The 15,654-nt window shown below is 65.6% G+C and carries 13 protein-coding genes; 7 read left to right on the plus strand and 6 right to left on the minus strand.

Annotated features, from left to right (window positions below; all coding sequences use genetic code 11):
• Positions 1 to 17: 17 nt before the first annotated feature.
• On the minus strand, positions 18 to 401 hold the full coding sequence (locus MKK49_RS19825; protein ID WP_244031493.1) for a response regulator: 384 nt from the start codon (positions 399 to 401) through the stop codon (positions 18 to 20).
• A gap of 198 nt (positions 402 to 599) precedes the next feature.
• Positions 600 to 1,880, minus strand: a complete 1,281-nt coding sequence (locus tag MKK49_RS19830) for an O-acetylhomoserine aminocarboxypropyltransferase (protein WP_244031494.1) — start codon at positions 1,878 to 1,880, stop codon at positions 600 to 602.
• Between the two features lie 218 nt (positions 1,881 to 2,098).
• On the opposite strand from MKK49_RS19830, the gene MKK49_RS19835 reads away from it, so the two are divergent.
• The 3 genes from MKK49_RS19835 to MKK49_RS19845 all read left to right on the plus strand — a co-directional run bounded on the left by MKK49_RS19835 (position 2,099) and on the right by MKK49_RS19845 (position 6,320).
• On the plus strand, positions 2,099 to 2,446 hold the full coding sequence (locus tag MKK49_RS19835) for a DUF3140 domain-containing protein (protein WP_244031495.1): 348 nt from the start codon (positions 2,099 to 2,101) through the stop codon (positions 2,444 to 2,446).
• A 514-nt stretch (positions 2,447 to 2,960) separates the two neighbouring features.
• Entirely contained in the window at positions 2,961 to 4,247 is a 1,287-nt protein-coding gene (locus MKK49_RS19840; RefSeq protein ID WP_244031496.1) for an MFS transporter, read from the plus strand.
• A gap of 345 nt (positions 4,248 to 4,592) precedes the next feature.
• Complete coding sequence (locus MKK49_RS19845) at positions 4,593 to 6,320, plus strand: retron Ec67 family RNA-directed DNA polymerase/endonuclease (RefSeq protein ID WP_244031498.1); 1,728 nt, start codon at positions 4,593 to 4,595, stop codon at positions 6,318 to 6,320.
• A gap of 11 nt (positions 6,321 to 6,331) precedes the next feature.
• Here MKK49_RS19845 and MKK49_RS19850 read toward each other — a convergent pair whose 3' ends face one another.
• Complete coding sequence (locus MKK49_RS19850; RefSeq protein ID WP_409565110.1) at positions 6,332 to 6,754, minus strand: CoA-binding protein; 423 nt, start codon at positions 6,752 to 6,754, stop codon at positions 6,332 to 6,334.
• A 59-nt stretch (positions 6,755 to 6,813) separates the two neighbouring features.
• On the opposite strand from MKK49_RS19850, the gene MKK49_RS19855 reads away from it, so the two are divergent.
• The 4 genes from MKK49_RS19855 (at position 6,814) to MKK49_RS19870 (ending at position 8,938) form a co-directional block, all read left to right on the plus strand.
• Positions 6,814 to 7,254, plus strand: a complete 441-nt coding sequence (locus tag MKK49_RS19855) for a PaaI family thioesterase (RefSeq protein WP_244031500.1) — start codon at positions 6,814 to 6,816, stop codon at positions 7,252 to 7,254.
• Between the two features lie 395 nt (positions 7,255 to 7,649).
• The gene (gene rplM, locus MKK49_RS19860; protein WP_244031502.1) at positions 7,650 to 8,123 is read left to right on the plus strand and encodes a 50S ribosomal protein L13; all 474 of its coding nucleotides are present in this window, start codon (positions 7,650 to 7,652) and stop codon (positions 8,121 to 8,123) included.
• Positions 8,124 to 8,125: 2 nt separating this feature from the next.
• Positions 8,126 to 8,605: a 30S ribosomal protein S9 gene (gene rpsI, locus MKK49_RS19865; RefSeq protein ID WP_056093906.1), complete on the plus strand. Its 480-nt coding sequence runs from the start codon at positions 8,126 to 8,128 to the stop codon at positions 8,603 to 8,605.
• Between the two features lie 81 nt (positions 8,606 to 8,686).
• A complete protein-coding gene (locus MKK49_RS19870) occupies positions 8,687 to 8,938 on the plus strand; it encodes a hypothetical protein (protein ID WP_244031503.1) in 252 nt (83 codons plus the stop codon).
• Positions 8,939 to 8,942: 4 nt separating this feature from the next.
• Here MKK49_RS19870 and MKK49_RS19875 read toward each other — a convergent pair whose 3' ends face one another.
• The 3 genes from MKK49_RS19875 to MKK49_RS19885 form a co-directional block, all read right to left on the minus strand.
• Positions 8,943 to 11,888: a PAS domain S-box protein gene (locus tag MKK49_RS19875; RefSeq protein ID WP_244031504.1), complete on the minus strand. Its 2,946-nt coding sequence runs from the start codon at positions 11,886 to 11,888 to the stop codon at positions 8,943 to 8,945.
• Complete coding sequence (locus MKK49_RS19880; RefSeq protein ID WP_244031505.1) at positions 11,881 to 12,585, minus strand: TerC family protein; 705 nt, start codon at positions 12,583 to 12,585, stop codon at positions 11,881 to 11,883. The genes MKK49_RS19875 and MKK49_RS19880 overlap by 8 nt, the downstream gene beginning before the upstream one ends.
• Positions 12,586 to 13,193: 608 nt before the next feature.
• The gene (locus tag MKK49_RS19885; protein ID WP_244031506.1) at positions 13,194 to 15,650 is read right to left on the minus strand and encodes a PAS domain-containing protein; all 2,457 of its coding nucleotides are present in this window, start codon (positions 15,648 to 15,650) and stop codon (positions 13,194 to 13,196) included.
• Positions 15,651 to 15,654 lie beyond the last annotated feature (4 nt).

Here is a 15,654-nt window from a genome sequence, read left to right on the forward strand (position 1 = left end):
CGAAGTCTGACAGGGAGTTAGGCGGCCCGGTGCACGAAGGCGCGCAGGGTCCGCACGAGGGTCGAGGGTTCGTAGGGCTTCGGGATGAACCGGGCCCCGTCCGGCATGTCGTGCGGGCCGGGCGTGCCCATGCCGGAGACGACGAGGACGGGGATGTCGGGCCAGCGATGGGCCACGAGGCGGGCCAGCGCGAAGCCGTCCATGGAGCCGCGCGGCATGTCGACATCGGTCATCAGGACGCCGACATCGTCGCGATTCTCCAGCACCGTCAAGGCCTTGTCGGCGTGGCTCGCCTCCACCACGGCGAAGCCCGCATCCGACAGGGTATCGGCCGCCTCCATCAGGAGCAGGCCGTCGTCTTCGACGAGGAGCACGACGGGGCGGTCTGGGGAGTGCGTCATCGGCGGCCGGACGATCTCGCGCAACGGGGTGGTTGGGGCCTATTCCCCGCCATCCATGCCGTCAACAACGGGCCCCGGACCGGGATCGTTTCACCGGCGCGGGTATGACGCGGCGCGCCGGCGCGCGGCCTCACGCGCCGAGGCCCCGTCCGGTCCACGCCCCGGCGCGCGCCGGCCCATCGCTCCGGCGCGCCGGGATCACGCCGAGAGCGCCGCATCGAGGTCCTCGATCAGGTCGGCCGGGTCCTCGAGGCCGATGGACAGGCGCACCACCTCCGGTCCGGCGCCGGCCGAAATTTTCTGGGGATCGGTGAGCTGGCGGTGAGTGGTGGAGGCGGGGTGGATCACCAGGGACCGGGTGTCGCCGATATTGGCCAGATGCGAGAACAGCTGCAGGTTCGACACCAGCTTGACGCCGGCCTCGTAGCCGCCCTTGAGGCCGAGGGTGAAGACGGCGCCGGAGCCCAGCGGCGCGTAGCGCCGGGCGAGCCCGTGGTAGCGGTCGCTCTCCAGGCCCGGATAGCTCACCCAATCCACGGCGGCATGGCGCGAGAGGTGCGTGGCGATCGCCAGCGCGTTGTCGCAGTGGCGCTGCATCCGGAGCGGCAGAGTCTCGATGCCGTTGAGGATGAGGAAGGCGTTGAAGGGGGCCAGCGCCGGCCCGAGGTCGCGCAGGCCCAGCACCCGGATCGCGATGGCGAAGGCGAAGTTGCCGAAGGTCTCGGAGAGCACCATCCCGGCATATTCCGGCCGGGGCTGCGACAGGGCCGGGTAGCGGTCGTCGCCGGCCCAGTTGAACGTGCCGCCATCGACCACGAGGCCGCCGATGGAATTGCCGTGGCCCCCGAGGAACTTCGTCGCCGAGTGCACGACGATGTCGGCGCCGTGCTCGAACGGGCGGATGAGGTACGGCGTCGCCATGGTGTTGTCGACGACCAGCGGAATGTTGTGCCGCTTGGCGATGGCCGAGAGCGCCGCGATGTCGGTGATCACGCCGCCCGGATTGGCGATGGACTCGCAGAAGATCGCGCGGGTGCGGGGCGTGATGGCGCGCTCGAACGACGACGGATCGTCGGTGTCGGCCCAGACCACGTTCCAGCCGAAGTTCTTGTAGGCGTGATTGAACTGGTTGATCGAGCCGCCGTAGAGCTTGTCGGCCGCGATGAACTCGTCGCCCGGCTGCATCAGGGCGTTCATGGTCAGGAACTCGGCGGCGTGGCCCGAGGCGACGGCCACCGCCGCCGTGCCGCCTTCCAGCGCCGCGATGCGCTCCTCCAGCACGGCGTTGGTCGGGTTGGTGATGCGCGAATAGATGTTGCCGAAGGCCTGGAGACCGAACAGCGAGGCGGCGTGGTCGACGTCGTCGAACACGAACGACGCCGTCTGGTAGATCGGGGTTGCCCGCGCGCCCGTGGACTTGTCGGGGGCGGCGCCGGCGTGGATCGCCAGGGTGTTGAAGCCGGGCAGGCGGTCGGTCATGGAATCCTCCAGGGGCCGGCGGGCCCACATCGGCACCGTTCTAGCGCCGGCACCGTTGTCAGCGGAAGGGGCCCCCTGGCCCTGTTCCGCTTAAACGAACATCCGTTCTTTGTAGCGGACGAGCGCCCGAGGTCAAGCGCGGGACGGCCCCGGCACGGAACCCGCCCCCCTGCGTGTGCGTGATGACCATCAGACGCGCGTACCCGGGAGTTTTCGCGATGGCCGAGCATGACGACGAGACCACGTGGACGGACTTCAAGGCGGCCGTGAACATGACCGCCTCCGCGTTGGAAAAATTCCTCGCCACCGATGACAGCCAAGCCGTCGGCCAGAAAGCGCAAGGCAAAGGTGAATCCACCGGCCACGCCTCCGGCCGCCGCATCGTCGACCTGCTCCACACCAAGAAGGCCGACCTCACGGAGGACGACTACGCCCACATGCGCAAGGTCGTGGCTTACGTGAAGCGCCACCTGAAGCAGGGCGGCCCCGACGACAAGGACGCCGTGAAGGACTCGCCCTGGCGCCTGTCGCTGATGAACTGGGGGCATGATCCACTGAAGGAGTGATCGTCTCGGGGTGCGATCCGACCGGGCGCGTGTTGCCCCGCCCCATGGTGATCGCCCACGGACAGCGCGGGTTCCCTCACCCTTGAGGCAGGGGGATCTCAGTTGAATTGTCTCAAAACTCGGACGGAGGTCAGAGCGCTTGGCATGACCGCGACAGGCTCCCTCTCCTGGAAGGAGAGGGTTGGGGTGAGGTGTGGGACATCTTCGGAGAACCCACACACCTCACCCTGTCCCTCTCCTTCCAGGAGAGGGGACCCGTGCTGCTCGCGTGTTGGGGACATGCCGTCATCCAGAAGGAGAATGGGCCGGTCGCGAGACATCTGCGATCGCCCTGCCCGGAAGGAGAGAGAGCTCCGCCGGGCTCTGCGTCGACCCATCGTGGCTTTCGAACCCCGTCCCCGGACCGATGCGCCAGGAACGACCGGTCATCGAGCAAGTTCGTCCGCCGGGGGCCGAGTCGATCACCTCCATTCCTCGCTAGGCACCCCCGAAAAGCTTCGCTACAGCGGCGGCCATGCGCCCCGTCAGCCCGCCCCCCTCCGTCTCCGCCGCGCGGATTCTCATCGCCAGCTTCGTCGGCACGGCGATCGAGTTCTACGACTTCTACGTCTACGCCACCGCCGCCGCCCTGGTGATCGGGCCGATCTTCTTTCCGCCCGGCGATCCGGCGGTGCAGACGCTGGCGGCGTTCGCGACCTTCTCCATTGCGTTCATCGCCCGGCCGCTGGGCGCCGCGTTCTTCGGGCACTTTGGCGACCGGGTCGGGCGGAAAGCCACCCTGGTGGCCTCGCTGATGATCATGGGCCTGTCGACGGTGCTCATCGGCTGCCTGCCGACCTACGCCACCGCCGGCTGGTGGGCGCCGCTGGCGCTGTGCGTCCTGCGCTTCGGCCAGGGCCTGGGCTTCGGTGGCGAATGGGGCGGGGCGGCGTTGCTCGCCGTGGAGAACGCGCCGCCGGGCCGCCGTGCCCTCTACGGCATTTTTCCGCAGCTCGGGGCGCCGGTGGGCTTCATCACCGCCAATCTGGGGTTTTTGGGCTTGGCCCTGGCGCTCAGCCCCGAGGATTTTCAGGCCTGGGGCTGGCGCATCCCGTTCCTGGCGAGCGCCGCCCTCGTCGGCGTCGGGCTCTACGTCCGCCTGAAGCTCACCGAGACCCCGGTGTTCAAGGCCGCCCTCGAACAGGCCGCCCCCGAGCGCGTGCCGCTCGCGGTGATTTTTTCGAAGTACCTCCGCGCGACCCTGCTCGGCACCTTCGCCATGGTGGCCTGCTACGCGGTGTTCTACCTCTCCACCGTGTTCGCCCTCAGCTACGGCGTTTCGACCCTGGGCTTCACCCGGCCGACCTTCCTGCTGTTCGAGTGCGTCGCCGTGCTGTTCATGGCTTTGGGCATCCCGCTCTCCGGCTGGGCCGCCGATGCTTACGGCCGCCGCCCCGTCCTCCTCTCCGGCCTCGCCTTCACGGCCAGCCTCGGCCTGCTCATGGGCCCCATGCTCGGCAGCGGCCAGGGCGGCCTCGTCCTCGGTTTTTTGTGTTTGGGCCTGTTCGCCATGGGCTGGCTGTTCGGGCCCATGGGGGCTTTGCTCCCCGAGCTGTTCCCGACGCGGGTGCGCTACACCGGGGCCTCCGTCACCTACAACCTCGCGGGGATTTTGGGCGCGTCCGCTGCGCCGTACCTGGCGCAGCGGTTGAGTGAGTGGGGTGGTGTGGGTTGGGTGGGGCTTTATTTAGCTGTGGCGGCTGGGGTTAGTTTTGGAGCTGTTTGGTTGATGGACGAGACGGGCAACGTCAGTATAAAATAATGCTCGGTTAGATTAAAAAGTTTGTCAATAAACTGTTTTTGTGCAATAATACTTGTAAAAATTCTGCCTGATGTAAATTATATCTTGAGGGGCATTTTCCTCCAAAAAAGTGAGATATCGAGAATTATTACCAACTCTCAACAAAAATGGTTTCGATAGTGGGATATATGTTTTGTAATAGACTTACTCGCTTGAAAGGGCTATCCGTTGTACGGGCTTGTAGGCAGATTCGTTGCTATGTTTCGTAGCAAGTAACATAAATGGCGGGGGCATCGCCTCCGTGACTCGTGGCTTCGATGACCTTCGACTGTCATCCTGTGCATAGAGAGTGCCTACAAGCCCACAATGTCAAACGGACAGTTAGACCGGCTGAAAAATGCCCAAGGGAAGCTTGGGCTAGCTATGGCCCTTGGCGTTCCACTCCGCCAATTGACCCGAGCAGTCTATGGGATACCTATTCCAAACCGCTATACGGTTTTTGAAATCCGAAAATCCTCAGGTGGTAGTAGGATAATCCATGTTCCGCATAGAGAAATCAAGTTCGTACAGAAGTCACTCGCTCAACTTTTACAGTCTTGCTTGAGCGAAATCGAAACTAGGAATGGTGTGAAGCACCCTGTATCCCATGGGTTTCATCCAAAGCGTTCAATTTTTTCGAACGCTTGGCCTCACCGTAATAAAAACTATGTGATGAATCTTGATCTCGAAGACTTTTTTCATTCAATTCATTTTGGAAGGGTTTACGGCTACTTCGAAAAAAATAATGATTTTTTGTTGAATCCCAAAGTTGCAAATCTGATTGCAAATATATCCTGTCATCGAAACGATGTAGGGGGAACTTTTCTTCCGCAAGGAAGTCCCTGTTCTCCTGTAATTTCAAATCTTATCGCCCGCCCCTTGGACTCGAAGCTTCGAATTTTCGCGAAAGAAAATAAATGTCGGTATACTCGGTATGCTGATGATATTACATTTTCGACCAATTTGGATAATTTCCCGGAAAGTATTGCTTTATTAGATTCGGTAAAGAAATACTGGGTAGTAGGATCGGGTACGACAAAGATTATTACCAAAAGTGGTTTCAGACTAAATCTTGGTAAGACGCGCATGAGCGTTGCCGGGACACGCCAGATGGTGACAGGCTTAGTAGTAAATAGACAAGTAAGTGTTAATAAAACGACGTATAAATGGGCGCGGGCAGCGTCAGATCGACTGTTTAAGGAGGGCGTAGCGTTTAAGCGAGATCCTTCAACCGCCAGCATTCATACTACGGATCGGCAGGTAACAATCGCTCAGCTTATAGGGCAAGTAAACCACATATGTCATGCAAGGCGAAAGTCTAATATACCATTGCTGCATTCGCGTGATATGGTGGGCCCCGAGCTCTTATATCGAAGATTAACCTACTATGATAGATTTTTTTCCAATAAGAATACACTAATAATATGTGAGGGAGAAACTGATAATATTTATCTTAAAATTGCACTAAAGAAATTTGGTGCAAATTTCAAGAATTTATATAATCACGTCGATGATAAGGCAACTGTTCAATTGCTCAATATTACGACTCATGTTACTTCTTACACTGCGCTAAATGGTGGGTCCGATCAGCAAAAATCTTTCTTACAAAATTTTGATAACGACATGAGAATCGTGAAAGATCGATGGGCTGATAAGCCTGTTATTCTACTTGGTGACAACGACAGCGGTGCCAATGCTATCATGCAGATTTTACGTGGCAAATCTATTATTGCTGGAGATATAAAGACTGCTCAATTTACCCATTATATAAAAAATTTGTATGTCATTTTTACTCCTGTTACCTCCAAAACCGACAACTCGATGATTGAAGATTTTCTTGACCCAAAAGCGTCGAAAGCAATTTTGGGTGGCAAAAGCTTCCACCTGGGTGGGAAGGGTTTTGACGAAAAAAAACATTATGGAAAAAAGGCGCTGGCCGAGCACGTAAAAGAGAATGCAGATAAATATGATTTCTCAAGTTTCAACAGCATTCTTAAAAGATTAGACTTGGCAGTTGGGGATTATGCCGAGCGTTTAGCTCGATCCATGGCGTAGTCAAACTCAAATTACCGAAACATCTCAATCTTCGGGCACCGATCCATCACCACCACGCACCCCTTCGCCTCCGCCCGCGCGGCGGCGGCGTCATTCCGTACGCCGACCTGCATCCAGAGAAAGCGCGGCAGCCACGGCAGGGCCAGCGCCTCGTCCACCACCCCACCGGCCGCGTCGGAACTGCGAAAGATCTCGACCATGTCGACGGGTTCGGGCAGGTCGGCGAGGCGGGCGAGGACGGGGACACCCAAAAGCGTCCGGCCGGTGAGCCCGGGATTGATCGGGGTGACGCGGTAGCCGCGCCCGAGCAGGAACGCCATGACGTGGTGGCTCGGCCGGGCCGGGTTGGCCGAGGCGCCGACCAGGGCGATGTGCTGGGTCTCGGTGAGGACCCGGCGGATCAGGGCGGGGTCGTAGGCGTCGTGGCTGGGCATGCCGTCCCCTTGTCGGGCATGGCCCGGCATGCTGCAAGGCCGAGACGGAGACCCTCAGCATGTCCGACCCCCAAGCCCTCGCCCTGTCGCTGGCCGAGACCGTGGCGTTCCTCGACGCGGCGTTTCCCCAGATGGCGGCGGGGGGGCGGACCTATCACCTCGTCACCGTGCGGCCGCTGGGCGCCACGATGCGGATGGACCACCACGACCGCCACCTGCGCCCCGGCGGCACGGTCTCGGGCCCGTCCATGATGGCGCTCGCCGATTACGCCCTCTACGCGGCGATCCTGTCCAACATCGGCCCCGTGGCCCTCGCCGTCACCACGAGCCTCAACTTCAACTTCTTGCGAAAGCCCGGGCCGAATGGGCTGGTGGCCGAGGCGCGGCTCCTGAAGCTCGGGCGCCGTCTGGCCGTGGGCGAGGTGGCGATCACCGCGCCCGATTCGGCGGACCTCGTGTGCCACGCGACGGGGACGTACTCGATCCCGACGAAGCGGTGAGGGGGGTTCCCCCTCTCTTTGCTGCGGGCACCCGTTTTCATGTCGCCCGCAGGCATCGCGGGTCCCCTCTCCTGGAAGGAGAGGGACAGGGTGAGGTGTGCGAACTCTCCGAAGATGTCCCACACCTCACCCCAACCCTCTCCTTCCAGGAGAGGGAGCCTGTCGCGCGGTCCGGCGGTCCACCTCCATGAGGAGCAGAGGCCAAGAGCGATTTACGGTACTAGAATACCACTTCCGCGAACCCGCTCGAATCATTGCGCTTTTGGGCGTTTCCCAATCCCAAACCGCTTTCGGGCTTGACGCAGCTGCGGGCAACCCCTACAGACCCCACCAACGCCGCCGCGTCCTGCACGTGGCGGCGCGCCCTTTTCAAGATCAGTATGGAACGTCACGGGATGAGCAGCGCGCAAAAGACCTTTTCGCTGAAGCCCGCCGATGTCGACAAGAAGTGGATCATCGTCGATGCGGAGGGCCTGGTCGTCGGCCGGCTCGCCTCCATCATCGCGATGCGCCTGCGTGGCAAGCACAAGGCTTCGTACACGCCCCACGTCGATTGCGGCGACAACGTCATCGTCATCAACGCCGAGAAGGTGAAGTTCACCGGCCGCAAGCGCGAGCAGAAGGTGTACTACCACCACACCGGTTACCCGGGCGGCATCAAGGAGCGGACGGCCAAGTTCATCCTCGACGGCCGGTTCCCCGAGCGCGTCGTCGAGAAGGCCGTGGAGCGCATGCTCCCGCGCGGTCCGCTCTTCCGCGAGATCATGGGCAACCTCCGGGTCTACAAGGGCTCCGAGCATCCCCACACCGCCCAGCAGCCGCAGGCGCTCGACGTCGGCAGCCTCAACCGCAAGAACGTGAGCGCTTGATCATGGCGACCCTCCAGTCCCTCTCCGACCTCACCCGCGGCAACGTCGAGAACCCCGAGGACGCCGCCCCCGTCCACGTGCAGAAGCTCGATGCGCAAGGGCGCGCCTACGCCACCGGCAAGCGCAAGGACGCCGTCGCCCGCGTCTGGATCAAGCCCGGCAACGGCACGGTCATCGTCAACGGCCGCGCCGTCGAGGTGTACTTCGCCCGGCCCGTGCTGCGCATGATCCTGCGCCAGCCCCTCACCATCGCCAACCGCGTCGACCAGTACGACATCACCGTCACGGTGCATGGCGGCGGTCTCTCGGGTCAGGCCGGCGCCGTGCGCCACGGCCTGTCGAAGGCGCTGACCTACTACGAGCCCGAGCTGCGCTCGCCGCTCAAGCGCGAGGGCTTCCTCACCCGCGACAGCCGCGTGGTCGAGCGCAAGAAGTACGGCCGCAAGAAGGCCCGCCGCAGCTTCCAGTTCTCGAAGCGCTGATCGGCCGACCACGGTCTTTTGGAGAAGGGGCGGCGTCACAGCCGCCCCTTTTTTCGTTCATTCAGCAGGAGCAGCCCGCCCATGGCAAAACCCTTCCGGCGCGTGACCGCCCCCGTGGCGAGCGCCGTCACCCTGTGCCTGGACCAGAGGGGCGGCGACGTAGTCGGCGAGGTCAAGCTCGCCGACGGCGCGCTGTTCAGCAGCACCGGAACGCTCCCCGTGGGCGAGGCCTTCGGCATCGCCGTGCACGTCGCCAACGAGGGCGGCCTCGAGATCGTGGTTATCGACCCCCGCTCCGTGTGGAAGCCGTCCTGGGGCGAGCTGCAGGGCTGAACGCCTACGGGCGCGCGTCGCTCGCCCGCGACAGCAGCCCGTCGATGGCCGCGAACAGCATCGTCCAGTCGACGGGTTTGGCCACGTGGGCGTCCATGCCGGCCGCCCGGCAGCGGGCGATCTCCTCCGCCATGGCGTTGGCGGTCAGCGCCACGATGGGCAGGCGGGGCCGGCCCGCATCGGCCTCGGCCTGACGGATCGCCCGGGTCGCCGCGAGCCCGTCCTGGCCGGGCATCTGCACGTCCATGAGCACGAGGTCGAAGGGCGGCTCCGTCGCCACGGCGCTCACCGCCCGCTCGCCGTCGCCGACCACGGTGACCGCGTGGCCCTTCTGGCGCAGCACCGTGCCGATGATCTCCTGGTTGATGGGATTGTCCTCGGCGAGCAGCAGCCGCCGGGCCAGCGGCGCCGGCGCCGTCAGCGCCGTGCGCCCGGATCCGCCCTCGGTGGCCTGGGCCAGGGGCAGGGGGAGCGTGAACCAGAAGGTCGAGCCCTCGCCCATCCGGCTCGTCGCCCCGATCTCGCCGCGCATGAGCCGGACCAGGCGCCGGCTGATGGCGAGCCCCAGGCCGGTGCCGCCGTACTGGCGCGAGATCGAGCCGTCGGCCTGGGCGAAGCGCTCGAACAGGTGGGGCAGGGCGTCGGGCGCGATGCCGATGCCGGTATCGGCCACCTCGATGGTGACTTGGGGGACCGCGCCCGTGCCGGTATGGCGCGCCCGCAGGGTGACGCTGCCGTCCGTGGTGAACTTGATGGCGTTGGTGGCGAGATTGAGCACCACCTGGCGCAGGCGGGTCGGATCGCCGATGAACCAGTCGGGCATGTCGGGGGCGACCTCGACGGACACCGCCACGGCGCGCCCGCGCGCCGCCTCGACGGAGAGTTCGCGGCAGGCCTCCAGCAGGGCGCGCAGGCCGAAGGGCAGGGACTCGACGGCGAGCTGGCCGGCCTCGATCTTCGAGAAGTCGAGGATGTCGTTGACGATGGTCAGGAGCGAGCGCCCCGATTCCTGGGCGAGCCCGAGGAGGCGCTTCTGCGAGACGTTCAGGGTGGCGTCGCCCATGAGCAGGTCGTGGACGCCGAGCATGCCGGTGAGCGGCGTGCGCAGCTCGTGGCTCATGTTGGCGAGGAATTCGGCCTTCACCCGGGCGCCGGCCTCCGCCGCCACCTTGGCCCGTTCGAGGTCGATCTCCTGGCGCTGGCGCTCGGTGACGTCGCGGATGGCGTGGATGATCTGGACGTTGCCGTGCTCCTCGATGCGCCGGAACGCGGCCTCGACCCAGATGTCGGACCCGTCCTTGTGGCGCAGGCGGTACACCGCCGACCCCGTGGGCCGGGCCGGCGCGAGGGCGTGCAGGGTCGCCGACAGGTTGGCGATGTCCTCCGGGTGGACGAGGGTGCGCAGGCCCGCCGCGTTGGCCTCGTCGATGGTGTAGCCCAGCATGGGGGTGATGGCGGGCGAGATGTAGAGGTGGCGCCCGTTGGGGTCGTCGAGGAGGATGAGGTCCGAGGTGTGGTCTGCGAGCAGCCGGTAGCGCGCCTCACTGTCGCGCAGGCGGGTCTCCGCGAGGCGCCGGTCGGTGATGTCGGTCAGCGTCTGGACGTAGCCCCTGCCGTGGCCCTTGCCGTCGAGGATCGGCAGGGAGCGGATCTCGATGACGCTGCCGTCGTCGCGCCGGCGCTCCGAGCGCAGGTCCGTGGTGCGGCGCTCGCCGTCGAGGTGCCAGTGCGCCGGGTCCTGGATCAGGACGCCCCAGGCGCCCGTGGCGCGGCAGTGCCGGCGCACGGCGCGATAGTCGGGGCGCTTGCCGATCATGCCGGGGGGCAGGCGCAGGATCTCGGTGGCGCGGTGGTTGGCCACCGGCACGGTCCCGTCGGCGGCGATGAGCATCAGGCCCTGGTCGATGCTCTCGAGGGTCGCCTCGAGGAGGGCGGACTTGTCCGCCAGGGCGCGCTCGACCTGCTTGCGGTCGGTGAGGTCGGCGAACACCCCGAACAGCGAATCGGACCCGTCCGCCTCCGCCGCCTGATAGATGCCGCGGGCGAACACCTCGCGCACGTCGCCGTCGGGCCTGACGATGCGCAGGCGGATCTCGAAGCCGGTCCGGTCGCGGATCGCGGCGGTGATGCACTCCTCGACGCGGGCGCGGTCGTCGGGATGGTAGGCGCGAATCCCGGTCGCGAGGGTCGGGGTGAAGCGCGCCGGATCGAGGCCGTGGATGCGGTAGACCTCGGCCGACCAGAGCACCGCGTCGGTCGCCAGGTTGACGTGCCAGTGGCCGACATGGGCGACCTGTTCGGCCATGGCGAGGAGCCGGGTGGCGTCGCGGGCCTCCGCTTCGGCGCCCTTGAGGCGGGTGAGATCGTGCAGGGTGACGCAGACCAGGGTGGGGGCGCCCGACGCCGTTTCGCGCAACGGGACGTAGAGCGCATCGGCGCCGACCGGACCGAAGCGGTGCAGGATCTGCCCCACGACTCGGACCGGCTCGCCGGTGGCGACGGCCCGCGCGAGGTGGGGGCGCATGGCCTCCGCGTCGCCCGGCGGGACGACGTCCGGGAGCGTGCCCTCGAAGGGCCGGTCGTCGACCTGCGCCGCGGCGCGGCGGGCGGCCGCGTTGGCGCGCACGATCCGGGGGCTGCCATCCGCCGCGATGCGGACGAGGATCTGAGGGTCCGACGCGGCGTCGAACAGGTCGAGGAACAGGCCCCCCCCGTCGGCGAGCGACCGGTGCTGCCGGTCCAGCGCCAGGGCGAGGCCGACGAGGGCGCAGACGGCCACGCCGACGAGGCCGGTCTGGATCGCGGCATCGAACGCCCACGGCTCCGCCCCCGCGGAGCCGGTACGGCGGACGACCTGCCAGCACCCGAGGAGCAGGAGGGCGAGGGCCGCGACACCGGCGCCCCAGATGGCGAAGGCCCGGCGTGGACGCCCTGGGAAAAGATCAGCCACGCTGCACCGCGTCGGATGCTTGCATCCGGACCGTCCGGCGCCGCGTCAGGAGCGCCGCGACGGCGATCACGAGGAACGCGCCGGCGGCGGCGGCCCAGGCCGCGGCATGAGGCAGGCCCGCGAGCCGTTCGGCGATCAGCGGATCGGTGGCCAGCATCTCGCCGGCGATCCAGCCGAGCAGTCCGGCTCCGGCCCAGACGATGGCGGGGACTTGCTGGAGCAGGCGGGTGATCAGGGCGGCCCCCATGACGATGAGCGGGATCGACAGGAGCAGCCCGAACACGAACAGTTCGGCATGACCCTTGGCGGCGGCCGCGATGGCGACGACGTTGTCGAGGCTCATCACCGCGTCGGCCACCGCGATGGTCCGCACCGCCCGCCACAGGGACGTGTTCTCGTCGACGGCGTGGGAATCCTCGTCCTCGCCGAGCGCCAGCTTCACGGCGATCCACAGCAGCAGCACGCCGCCGACCACGCGAAGGAGGGGGACGGCCAGGAGCCAGGAGACCACGAGGGCGAAGACGATGCGCAGGGCCACCGCCGTGCCGGCCCCGAGCAGCATGCCGATCCGCCGCTGACGCGGGGGCAGCGCGCGGCACGCGAGGGCGATGACCACGGCGTTGTCGCCGGACAGGAGCAGGTCGATCCAGACGATCTGGAGCACCGAGACGAGAAACGGCGTGTCGAGGGTGATCATCGATGCCTTGATACGGACCCGGTCCCGGCGCGGAGTGCGCTGCGCAGCCTTGTCCTACGCGAATGCGCCTGAATGGTGAGCCGCGCGTGCGATCCCGCACCGGACTTGGATGTGGATAGTGGGGTGCCCGGGGGGCGGTGTTTCGTCGGCCGGCCGATGGGGTCGCCGTGGGGCGATCGGACCGTCGGTCCGGCTTACGTGTTTGCCTGCTGCGGGGAAAGGCGGGTCTCTGTTGAAGGGGTCCGAACCCGACGCTTGGTACCGGCCGCATCCGACCCGACCTCGCCGCTCGAGGCAACTTGCCCGAGGCAACTTGCGCTGGGCTCGAAATCGGTCGTCCGGCCAGCTACCGTTCTCGCAGACGTGCGCCCGTAGCGGCCGCTCTGGCCCGGAAAAATCTCTAGAGCATCGTCCCGAATCCCGTATTCGGGACGATGCTCTGAAGTCCTTGTTTTCGCATCGTCTTTTCCCGAAAGCCGGAAACCACCTTTCGGGACGATGCGCTAGAGCATTTTCCGCCGAAGTGGTTGCCGGTTCGGCGTGAGAAAATGCGATACACAACAAAGGGATAGAGCATTTTCTGCGATCCAAGGATCACAGAAAACGCTCTAGACCTTCGGGCACCTCCGCCGCAGGAGATTGCCGAGGATGTGCGACAGCTGATCGGCCGAGTAAGGCTTGTGCAGCAACTCGAAGCCATCGAGCCCGTCCTGTGCGAGGACGTGGCTGTAACCGGATGCCAGGAGGACGGGCATGTCCGGCAACCGCCGCTGCAGCAACCTCGCCAGCTCGATCCCGCCCATGCCGGGCATCACCACGTCGGAGAAGACCACGTCGAACCCGGCGCCGTCCGGACCGAGCGTGTCCAACGCCTCCTCGGCATTGGTCGCCCAGGTCGTGCGGTAGCCGCAATCCTCGAGGATCTGCGTGGCGAACCGCCCGACCTCGACGTTGTCCTCGACGACCAACACGCGTTGGCCATCGCCCGTCCGGAAGGTCTCGTCCCCATGGAAGGCGGCAGGCTCGTCCGACGCGGTGGCCTCGATCTCGGGGAGATACAAGGTGAAGGTCGTTCCTCCCCCCACCGTGCTCTCGACGTCGACGTCGCCGCCCGATTGCTTGGCGAAGCCGAACACCTGGGACAGGCCGAGGCCGGTGCCCTTGCCGACCTCCTTGGTGGTGAAGAACGGTTCAAAGATGCGTGCGATCTGATCGGGCGGGATGCCGCTCCCCGTGTCGGTGAGCGACACGGCCGCGAACGGTCCTGCCGATCCGGCATGGCCGCGGATGGCGGGAAGGCCGCTGGCGCAAACCAGGCGCAGCGTCAGCGTTCCCTCGCCGTCCATGGCGTCGCGCGCGTTGACCGCCATGTTGATGAGGGCCGTCTCGAACTGGCTGAGGTCGGCCTTGGCGAAGCAGGGGACGTCCGGCACCCTGGTGACGACGCGGATGCGCGCGCCGGTGACGGTGTCCAGCATGTCGGCGACGGCCGCCACCTGCCGGCCAACGTCGAACACCTGGGGCTTGAGCGCCTGGCGCCTCGCGAAGGCGAGGAGCTGGCCCGTGAGCTTCGCGGCGCGGTCGACGGTGTCGCTGACCGCGTCCATGTACCGGGTACGGCGCTCCTCGGAGAGGTCCGGACGGCGGAGGAAATCGACGGACGAACGGATGATGGTCAGCAGGTTGTTGAAGTCATGTGCGACGCCGCCGGTCAATTGCCCGACCGCTTCCAGCTTCTGGGACTGGCGCAGCGCCTCCTCGGCCTCGAAGAGCCGCTCCTGGTCCCGCAGCCGGTCGCTCACGTCCTGGACGTACTGGAACGCGCCGATCCTTCGCCCCTGCGGGTCCCGCAAGGTCGTGAACTTGAGCTCGTAGGAGGGACGCTTCCTATCCGGGTCTCCGAATTCCTGGACCAGGGTGAACTCCTCGCCGGACAACGCCCTCGCCCAGGCCGCGCGCACGGGGGCGAGTATGGCGGGGCGGTCCGCCAGCAGGTCGAGAATGCCGTCGCCGATCCGCGGCCGGATGCCGAAGACCGCGTCGAACTCCTCGATCCAGGCCCGGTTGGCGGCCAGGAGTCGAAAATCGGTGTCGAGGGCGCCGACGAGGGCGTCGGTGGCCTCGAACACTTCGGCCCAGAGCTTGCGCTGCAGGAGCGCTTCCTCGACCCGCCGCTCCAGCGTCTCGTTCAACTCGCGAAGGCGCGCCTCGGCGAGTTTCTTATCGTGAACGTCCTCGACCACGCCGTACCAGCGCATGATGGAACCGGCCGCGTTCCGGCGAGGCCGGGCGCGAGCACGCATCCAGCGATGCTCGCCGGTCGCGGCCATGCGAAGCCGGTAGTCCACGTCGACCGGCTCGCCCGTGGACAGCGCCCCGGCGAACGCGGCAAGCGTGTCCGGCACATCGTCCGGATGCAGCGCCTCGAGCCAACCGGCCCCGTCCGGCTCGCCCGGGGCCTGGCCGGTCAGTTCGAGCCAACGGTTCGAGTAGGAGGTGATGTTGCCGTCCGGATCGCAGGTCCAGGGCACCTGCGGGTTGAGCTCGACGGTCTGCCGGTAGTGCTCCTCGCTCTCCCGCAAGGCCCGGTCGCCCAGCACCCGCTTCGTGGTCTCGTTGGTGAAGATGAAGAGGCCGGCGACACGCCCGGCGCCGTCGAGCACGCGGGAATAGGAGAACGAGAACCAGGTGTCGGCCTCGCCCCTGTCGGTATCGAGCTTCCAGGGCAGGTCGTCGAAGCGTCGGCTGCGCCCTGCGAGGGCGTCGTCGATGATCGGCTTGGCCTGGTCCCATGCATCGGCCCAGACCACGTCGAAGCGCTCGCCCATCGCCCATGCGAGGCGTGGACCGAGCAGTGGGAAGTAGGTGTCGTTGAAGAAGAAGTGGAGGTCCGGTCCCCAGGTGAGGATCATGGATTCCGGCGAGTTCAGAACCAGGCTGAGCGCCGTGCGGAACCCCTCCGACCACGTCTCGGGCTGCCCGAGGGGGTGGTGAGACCAGTCGCGCTCGCGGATCATGCGGGCGGCCTCGCCACCGCCCGCCAGGAAAGCCAGGGCGTCGCTCACCACG

The organism is Methylobacterium sp. J-090, from assembly GCF_022829345.1.
Lineage (GTDB): Bacteria > Pseudomonadota > Alphaproteobacteria > Rhizobiales > Beijerinckiaceae > Methylobacterium.

What these genes read in the sequence shown, in the direction of transcription:
- MKK49_RS19825 (WP_244031493.1), bottom strand. Translation starts at nt 401, where the DNA reads ATGACGCACTCCCCAGACCGCCCCGTCGTGCTCCTCGTCGAAGACGAC.
- MKK49_RS19830 (WP_244031494.1), bottom strand. Translation starts at nt 1,880, where the DNA reads ATGACCGACCGCCTGCCCGGCTTCAACACCCTGGCGATCCACGCCGGC.
- MKK49_RS19835 (WP_244031495.1), top strand. Translation starts at nt 2,099, where the DNA reads ATGGCCGAGCATGACGACGAGACCACGTGGACGGACTTCAAGGCGGCC.
- MKK49_RS19840 (WP_244031496.1), top strand. Translation starts at nt 2,961, where the DNA reads ATGCGCCCCGTCAGCCCGCCCCCCTCCGTCTCCGCCGCGCGGATTCTC.
- MKK49_RS19845 (WP_244031498.1), top strand. Translation starts at nt 4,593, where the DNA reads ATGTCAAACGGACAGTTAGACCGGCTGAAAAATGCCCAAGGGAAGCTT.
- MKK49_RS19850 (WP_409565110.1), bottom strand. Translation starts at nt 6,754, where the DNA reads ATGCCCAGCCACGACGCCTACGACCCCGCCCTGATCCGCCGGGTCCTC.
- MKK49_RS19855 (WP_244031500.1), top strand. Translation starts at nt 6,814, where the DNA reads ATGTCCGACCCCCAAGCCCTCGCCCTGTCGCTGGCCGAGACCGTGGCG.
- rplM (WP_244031502.1), top strand. Translation starts at nt 7,650, where the DNA reads ATGAGCAGCGCGCAAAAGACCTTTTCGCTGAAGCCCGCCGATGTCGAC.
- rpsI (WP_056093906.1), top strand. Translation starts at nt 8,126, where the DNA reads ATGGCGACCCTCCAGTCCCTCTCCGACCTCACCCGCGGCAACGTCGAG.
- MKK49_RS19870 (WP_244031503.1), top strand. Translation starts at nt 8,687, where the DNA reads ATGGCAAAACCCTTCCGGCGCGTGACCGCCCCCGTGGCGAGCGCCGTC.
- MKK49_RS19880 (WP_244031505.1), bottom strand. Translation starts at nt 12,585, where the DNA reads ATGATCACCCTCGACACGCCGTTTCTCGTCTCGGTGCTCCAGATCGTC.